An 8,132-nucleotide genomic window follows, 5' to 3' on the forward strand; every position below is an offset into this window, starting at 1 on the left:
GTCAGCGACACCGGGATCGGCATTGCTCCGTCCAAGCTGGACAGCATCTTCGAGGCCTTCCAGCAGGCCGACGGCACAACCAGCCGCAAGTACGGCGGAACGGGCCTGGGCCTCACCATCTGCCGTGAGCTGGCTACCCTGCTCGGCGGAAGAATCGAGGTCGACTCCCTGGAAGGCAAGGGCAGCACCTTCTCGCTGACCATCCCCGCTGCGCTGCCTGATGAGAATGCCCTTGCCCAGGTAGCCGCCTCCTTCGCAGCTGCGGTCCCTATGGAGATCATTGACCAGGAACCTGAGGTCAATGACCACTCTGCTTTCCGCGAGTCCTTCGTACCGGACATTTCGATTTCCAATCCGAAGCTGCTGCAGTTCGCTGAAATGGACGATGACCGGAATAATCTCGTTAGCGGTGACACTCTGCTTCTGATTATCGAAGAGGATGCCGAATTCGCGGCGATTCTGCTGAAGCTGGCCCGCAGCAGGGGCTTCAAGGCGATTGTGGCCTTCCAGGGCGACCAGGGTCTCGCTTTGGCCCATGCCTACAAACCGGATGCGATTCTGCTCGACCTGCACCTCCCCGTTCTTGACGGCTGGTCGATCATCAGCCGGCTGAAGAGCCGGCCGGAGCTGCGCCACATTCCGGTGCACGTCATCTCAACCACCGAAGAGAACCAGCAGAGCCTGGCGATGGGCGCCCTCTCCTTTTGGAAGAAGCCGAGCGATCAGGCCGAGCTGGAAGCTTCCTTCCTGCAGATTGAGACGTATATCCGGCGTCCGGTCAAAAGCCTGCTGATCGTAGAGGACAACCAGCTGCTGCGCAGCAGCCTTGTGGAGTTCATCGCGCATCCCGATGTGCGCATTGTCGCCGTCGGTACCGGGCGGGAAGCCATGGAGCAGCTGAGCAGCCACCATTTTGACTGCATGGTGCTGGATCTGGGCTTATCCGACATCAGCGGCTTTGATCTGCTCGAGCAGGTCAAAACCAACCGCAAGCTGCAGACCCTGCCGGTCATTATCTATACCGGAAAAGATCTCAGCAAGACCGACGAGCAGCGGCTGAAGCATTACGCCGAGAGCATTGTGATCAAGAATGTGCGTTCGATGGAGCGGCTCTTCGATGAAACCGCGCTATACCTGCACCGCAAGCATGCCGACCTGCCGCCGGACAAACAGCTGCTGATCGAGAAGCTGCATAACCCGGAGGCCGCCTTTGCCGGGAAAAGCATTCTGCTCGTGGATGATGATATGCGTAATATCTTTGCGCTCTCGAGTGTGCTTGAAGGCTATAATATGGAGATCAGCTTTGCCCAGAACGGCCGGGAAGCGCTGGAGCATCTGGAGCAGCATCCGGAAACCCAGCTTGTATTCATGGATATTATGATGCCGGAAATGGACGGGTACGAGACGATGAAGCATATCCGCTTAAGGCCCGAGTATGACCAGGTGGTAATTATAGCCCTGACCGCGCGTGCTTTGGAGGAGGACCGGATCAAATGCCTGCAGGCCGGTGCCTCCGACTACATCTCCAAGCCGATAAACACTACACAGCTGGTCACTGTGCTCAAGGTATGGTTAATTCAGTAACTGCCGGAGCACAGCAACGGACCTACAGAACATTTTGACTCGGTGGGAGGAACTATGGAATATCCTGTAAATATTTTACTTGTAGACGACCGGCCGGATGAATTTCTCTCCATTCAGGCCCTGCTCGCGGACACACCCTATCAGCTGATTGGCGCAACCTCCGGGATGGATGCCCTGAAATGCCTGCTGGAGCAGGAATTCGCGCTAATTATTATGGATGTGCTGATGCCGGACATGGATGGCTTCGAAACGGCCAAACGGATAAAAATGCGCAAAAAATCGCAGGATATCCCGATTATTTTTCTAACCGCACTTACCTCTGAGCTGGAGAACTATATGATGGCCTATTCAGCCGGAGCAATTGATTTTCTGACGAAGCCCTTCCATCCCCTTGTCCTGAAAAGCAAGATCGACGGCTTCGTCCGCCTGTACCAGACCCGCAAAGAGCTGCAGATTAAATCGCAGGAGCTGGAGTCGGCCAATACCGTGCTCACGGAACTGAAGGAGACGGCTGAGCTTGCCCTAAGGATCAAAAGCGGCTTTCTCGCCATGATGAGCCATGAAATCCGCACCCCGCTCAATGGCATTATCGCAATGTCGGATGTGCTGAGAACCTCGGAGCTGGCGCCGGATGATCTGGAGATGGCTGAAATCATTCATACCAGCGGTCATGCGCTGCTGTCTGTCATCAACCACATTCTTGATTTCACGAAGATTGAATCCGGCACAATGGAGCTGGACTACGAGCTGTTCAACTTCCGCTCCTGCCTCAAGGAAACGATCGACCTGTTCAGAGCGCTGGCCATGGAACGCAACCTGCAGCTGGAAATGTTCATTGACCCGAATATTCCGGACCTGCTGGTCGGTGACCCCAACCGGATTAGACAGGTACTCAACAATCTGATCGGTAACGCGATTAAATTCACTTCCAGCGGAAGTGTGAAGGTCCATGCGGGCCTCAGACAGGTGCTGGATGGCGTGCTGCAGCTGGAATTCGTCATTGAGGACACAGGCATCGGGATCCCCGCTGACAAAATGAAATATCTGTTCCAGCCCTTCACCCAGATCGGCGCGACCATTGACCGCAAGTTCAAGGGGACGGGCCTTGGGCTCTCGATCTGCAAAATGCTGGTGGAGCTGATGGGCGGTACCATCTACGCCCGGCCGGATATGGAGCAGGGCGCGGCGTTTGTCTTCACGATTCAGGTCACCGAAGGCAGCCCGGATTAAGATCCGCTGCTCCAACCCGGCAATTTCAATTTCTGATGGCCACAAAGCCCCTCTTTCTCACAGAGAAGGAGGGGCTTTGTTTGTCGTACTTGCCTGTAGGCAGCTCAGACACTGCCTACCGCGGCAATCAGCACCGGCAGCACAAGGAAGGAAGCCAGCGTGGTCCAGACTATACAGCGCGAGACCAGCGAAGGCGAGCTGCCGAAGCGTTCAGCCAGCACGACGGAATTGACGGCGACCGGCATGGAAGCCAGGATGAGCAGCACCGAAAACAGCGTGCCGGTGATATTCAGCAGGAGCAGGACGAGCAAGGCGATCAGCGGAGCCAGCAGCAGGCGGACGGTCAGGCCCGTCCAGAAGGCAAGCTGCACATTGCGCTCCGTGTGGGCAGCCTGACCTTGACCATCTGGGCACCGAGGATTGCCAGGACCACCGGCGAATACGCCCCGGCCACCATGGACACCCCTGTGGCCAGCTCATGCGGCAGCTGCAGGCCGAGCGCCCGCAGCAGAAAAGCCAGAATCGCCGCGTAGATGGCTGGCAGGGCGAACACCGATTTCACGGCGCTGCGGACATTAAACTGCGATCTGGCGGCGAAATACACGCCGATCGTATTGACAATGACCATCTGGGCGATGACATAAACGGATGCCTTGTCGAGCCCCAGCTGGCCGAAGGCCAGCAGTACAAGCGGCAGCCCGTAATTCACGCTGTTGGTAAAGGTGGAGATCAGGGTCAGTCCGGCTGCCTCCGGCGGAGCCAGTCTCAGGATCCGGCCGAGCAATACTGCCACGATCCATAAGAACAGCAAGTTCAGCAGCGCAAAGGCAAGCGTCTTATAAACATCATCAAGGGAAATCTCAGCCTTAGCCAGCGTATCCAGAATGATCGCCGGGCTCAAAAAATACAGATAAAGCGTCAGCAGCGGCTTGGTATCTAAATTCTTGTAACGGCCCAGCAGCGCACCGGCGGTAACGGGAATGGACAGCGGCACAATGACCTCTACTAAAGTCGACAATACGCTATGAATCACGGGCCAGGACTCCTCTGTTCTATAGTTAATCCCTACTATATCTCCGTAAACAGGAGCCGTCTAAGATATGGAAACAATATGCTTGATAGACAATGCCTATGGCAGCACATAACGGATTTGTAACAGGCACGGTGCTGCATGTGGATGGCGGACACCGTATGGTTTAGGAGCTTATATATAGAAAAAATCCCTGTTCCCCGGCAATTGGCCCGGAAACAGGGATTTTTTAATTACAGTGCTTTGATCTCCAGCAGCTCATATTTAATGACGCCCATTGGAGCATTAACGCTGATAATATCGCCAACTTTTTTACCGATAAGCTCTTTGCCCAGCGGGCTTTCGTACGAAATCTTGTTATCCAGCACATCGGCCTCAGCCGGTCCCACCACTCTATATTCGATTCTTTCCGAGTATTCCACATCATTCAGAATTACGATGGAGCCTACGCTCACTGCACTCAGATCCATGCTGCTGGAATCAACGATCTGTGCCTTAGTCAGCATTTTCTCCAGAATCATGATGCGGGTCTCCATGAATGACTGATCTTCCTTGGCCGAGTGGTATTCGCTGTTCTCCTTCAGGTCGCCATAGCTGATCGCCAGCTTAAGCCGGGCCGCAAGCTCTTTGCGCCCTACTTCCTTGAGCTCCCTAAGCTCTTCCTCGAGCTTGGCCAACCCTTCTTTGGTCAAGAATACTTCTTCATTGGACATGTTTCACAACTCCTATTTTTGCCTGCTTTATTGTATTCTACCCCATATTTCCTAAACATGCGAAAAAAATAAGTGGATGCCGCGGATAAACGCCACACTTTTGATACAGGCTAAAAATTCCAAATCATATAAAATATTGTGGTTACACATCTAATACAGTCAGGAGTCCAAAATTCTAATGTTAACTTTACACAAAGGATTCAATGTCATGAAAGCATGTCTGATCGCCGCACTCCTTCTGCCGCTTATGAACTTATCCTTTCCCGCAGCCCGGGCAGAGGCAGCTCCTGCCGGAACACCAGCCTATGATGTCGTGGTGATCGGGAGTGAGATCCAAGGGGTGCTGCTTGCCCGTGAAGCCTGCAAGACCGGATTAAAAGTTCTAATCCTTGATCCCCGTAGCAAACCCGGCGGCGAGCTGATCCAGGGACAAATGTTCTTCCTGGATGATGTGAACGACAATAAGCAGCGGAGCCTCGTGCAGGGAGAAATTAAGAACCTTATGAATAGCTATAAGGCCGGTACCATCCGCAAAGCCACGGATTTCAACCGCTATTACGACCAGCTGATCAAGGGGATTCCCTTGAAGAGCAGTATCGTCATTGACGCCGTTAGTACAGAGCCTCTGGGTAAAAGCAAAACAATGAACTCCCTCGTCTACTACGGCAAAGACGGTGTTAAGCATACGATTCAAGCCCGTTACTGGGTGGAGAATACCGATTACGCCGCGTTAAGCGCAAGACTCGGTGAAGCCCGGATTCCGGGGATGGAAACCATTTATAACGGCAAAAAGCCGGACTATATGGCCGCAACCTATATGCTTAATTTTAGGAATGTGGACTGGGCCAAGCTGCACCAGAGTATTCTTGAGGATTATCCTTTAACCAATGTCCGTAAGAAATACGGCCCCAACACCTACGTTGATTGGCATTTTGCTACCGGCTTCAGCAATGTTACCAACAAATATATAACCAAGGACAAGCTTCTGAAGCTGCGCGGACTCAATGCCACCTATCAAAAAAACGGCCAAGTCATCATTAACGGCCTGCTTATATACGACGTAGATCCCTCCAATCCCCAATCGGTAGAAATGGCCATCAGTAAGGCAAAAGCGGAGGCCCCGTTTATCCTAAGCTTCTTGCGCAGCAACATTCCCGGATTTGCCAAGGCCGAACTGAACGGATTTCCCGAGTATCTATATATCCGCGACTATAACCGCTATGAGACCAAGTATGTACTGGAATATGCTGATGTGATGTCCAGACGGATGTTCTGGGATAATGTCAGCCTTGGCGGTTATTCCATCGACCTGCAGGGAACCCGGAATATTCCTAAGGGGATCGGTTTCGGCAAACCGGACCGTTATGGCCTCCCGCTGCGCTCATTCCAGCTGAAATCCTATGACAATGTGATTGTTACCGGAAAAAATGTCGGCGCCAGCATCAAGGCCTACGGCAGTGCACGGATCATGGCCACTACGGCTCTTGCAGCACAAACCATCGGAATCATTCTGGGACGGGAGCAGAATAAGCGGCTGGTTGATCTGAATGCCGCCGATTTCCAGAGGATCCACCAATATCTCGAATCCCAATATAAAATTGTTCTGCGTTAAACTTCCTACTATAATATCCCTAGCTCAACGTTCATTAGCTCTCAGCTGCAACAACAGCCTCTTTCGCCCGTCAGGGCCGGAAGAGGCTGTTGTTTTCGGATACCCTTTATTCTTCTTTACACCTTCACTTCCTGCTTGGCGGAAGCAGATTTCTCTGCGGCTGCTCCCCCATGTCCCCGGCCTGTTCTCAGCAGGAAGGTCAGCGGAATGGCGAGCAGGCCGACCACCGTGGCAATGAGGAAGATGTCCTGCACACTCATTGTCATTCCCTGCGCTTTCAGCATGGAGCCGGCAGCAGAAGCTGAATCACCTCTCAGTTCCTTCAGATGCACAAGGGACCGCGAGGACAGCAGCGAGCTGAACACTGCAATGGATAGTGCGCCCGTCGCCTGGCGGACCCAGTTTGTCACAGATGAGGCATGCCCGGTAATCTGTTTGGGCACGGCAGACATCCCGGCATTAGTCACGGGCATAAAGGCCAGGGCGATCCCTACATTGCGCAGCGTCATCAACAGGGCAATATACGTATGTGTAGCCGCCATTGTAATGTGGCTGAGCTCCCAGGTTGAAAGGCTAAGCAGCAGAATACCGCCGAGAATCAGCCAGAATGGGCCGACCTTGGAATACAGCTTGCCGACCACGGGCGATAATACCGCCATGGCGATGGAGCCGGGCAGCAGCACCAGAGCTGTCTTCAACGGAGTAGACTGCTGGATATCCTGCAGGAAGACCGGAATCAGGAACGTCCCCGAATAGAGGGCGACGGTGATGATGCAGTTAATGATCAGACTGTACGTGAAGCGGTTCTGCCGGAAGACGGTCAGGTTCAGCAGCGGCTCCTTCAGGGACAGCTCTCTGCGGATGAAATAAGCCAGGGTGATGCACCCGGTAACCAGCAGCGAGAGCGTCTTCCAGGAGGTCCAGCCCCAGGCGTTCCCTTTATTAAAGGCCAGAATAATGAAGGCACTGCTGAGAATAACCGTTACAAAACCCGGCAGATCAAAGCTCTTGGACACACCGGCGCTCCGCTGGAAGGGCAGGCATTTAAGGGCTACTACAATAGCAATAATCCCTATAGGCAGGTTAATGAGGAACAGGGACTCCCAGCCGAAGTAGCCGGTCAGCCAGCCGCCCAGCGTGGGTCCGAATGCCGGAGCCAGCATGGAAGACAGACTCCACAGGCTCATGGCAAAGGCCTGCTTCTCCTTGGCGATGAACTGATAAATCATGGTCATGGTCGTAGGAATAATCAGCCCCCCGAATACCCCTTGGAGAATCCGGAAGGTAATGAGTGAATGAATACTCCAGGATACGGTACATAGTCCGGAGAAGAGGGTAAAGCCCGACAAGGCAAACACGTACAAATATTTGTAGCTCCACTTGTCGCCAAAATAGCCGACAACCGGAGCCACAACTCCAGTAGCCAGCAGATAACCGGTAATCATCCACTGGACGGTGCTGATTTCCGCATGAAAATCCTTCAGAAATACCGGAAAGGCCACATTAATGGTCGTCGTGCTCAGGATCGCCATAAAATTGCCGAAAAATATCGCCAGTATAATAAGCCAGAACGATGAAGCATTTGCCTTTTGCTGATTCAATGGGTTCACTTCAACTTTCTATATCAAATAGGTGTATAATACAATCAATAATATATGTGTATTATACAACTATTGATTTGAAAGTCAATGTGACTTGTTTCATGGCACTTTCAAAGCAGCCGGCCATTTTTAACCGTGCGCCTGTATTTTCACTTATACTATGGAGAAGAGTATTGAACAAAGGACTGAATAATCCAATGGATGAAAAAAATCTTGATGCCCTTAACAATGAGATGATGACCCTGATACGCCGTTCCACGCTGGACAAGAAACATGGCGGACTGGACCGCTCGTCCTACACGCTGCTCCATTATCTCTCCAGGCACGATAAGACTGGTGTTAAGGCGCTGGCCGAAGAGCTC

5 protein-coding genes and 2 pseudogenes are annotated in these 8,132 nt (G+C 52.7%); 4 read left to right on the forward strand and 3 right to left on the reverse strand.

The window, feature by feature from the left end; genetic code table 11:
* Nucleotides 1-1,584: response regulator (locus tag AQR02_RS33150; RefSeq protein WP_245237658.1), on the forward strand; the 1,584-nt coding region annotated here is incomplete at its 5' end.
* Nucleotides 1,585-1,638: 54 nt separating this feature from the next.
* On the forward strand, nt 1,639-2,814 hold the full coding sequence (locus AQR02_RS21445; protein WP_054942458.1) for an ATP-binding response regulator: 1,176 nt from the start codon (nt 1,639-1,641) through the stop codon (nt 2,812-2,814).
* Nucleotides 2,815-2,918: 104 nt separating this feature from the next.
* Here the strand turns inward: AQR02_RS21445 and AQR02_RS21450 are convergent.
* Nucleotides 2,919-3,847: pseudogene (locus tag AQR02_RS21450) on the reverse strand (AEC family transporter).
* 230 nt (nt 3,848-4,077) lie between these two features.
* Nucleotides 4,078-4,557 (reverse strand): transcription elongation factor GreA, encoded by a 480-nt coding sequence (gene greA / locus AQR02_RS21455; protein WP_054942459.1) that lies wholly within the window; start codon nt 4,555-4,557, stop codon nt 4,078-4,080.
* Nucleotides 4,558-4,735: 178 nt separating this feature from the next.
* On the opposite strand from greA, the gene AQR02_RS21460 reads away from it, so the two are divergent.
* A complete protein-coding gene (locus AQR02_RS21460; protein ID WP_054942460.1) occupies nt 4,736-6,169 on the forward strand; it encodes an FAD-dependent oxidoreductase in 1,434 nt (477 codons plus the stop codon).
* A 116-nt stretch (nt 6,170-6,285) separates the two neighbouring features.
* Here the strand turns inward: AQR02_RS21460 and AQR02_RS21465 are convergent, their stop codons facing one another.
* Nucleotides 6,286-7,779, reverse strand: a complete 1,494-nt coding sequence (locus tag AQR02_RS21465; protein WP_280818650.1) for an MDR family MFS transporter — start codon at nt 7,777-7,779, stop codon at nt 6,286-6,288.
* A gap of 164 nt (nt 7,780-7,943) precedes the next feature.
* Here AQR02_RS21465 and AQR02_RS21470 point away from each other — a divergent pair.
* Nucleotides 7,944-8,132, forward strand: a pseudogene (locus AQR02_RS21470) (hypothetical protein); the annotation flags it as partial.

Source organism: Paenibacillus ihuae (assembly GCF_001368795.1).
GTDB classification, from domain to species: Bacteria; Bacillota; Bacilli; order Paenibacillales; family Paenibacillaceae; genus Paenibacillus_AQ; species Paenibacillus_AQ ihuae.

Coding starts and splice junctions, on each gene's coding strand:
- AQR02_RS21445 (WP_054942458.1), top strand. CDS start 1,639: ATGGAATATCCTGTAAATATTTTACTTGTAGACGACCGGCCGGATGAA.
- greA (WP_054942459.1), bottom strand. CDS start 4,557: ATGTCCAATGAAGAAGTATTCTTGACCAAAGAAGGGTTGGCCAAGCTC.
- AQR02_RS21460 (WP_054942460.1), top strand. CDS start 4,736: ATGTTAACTTTACACAAAGGATTCAATGTCATGAAAGCATGTCTGATC.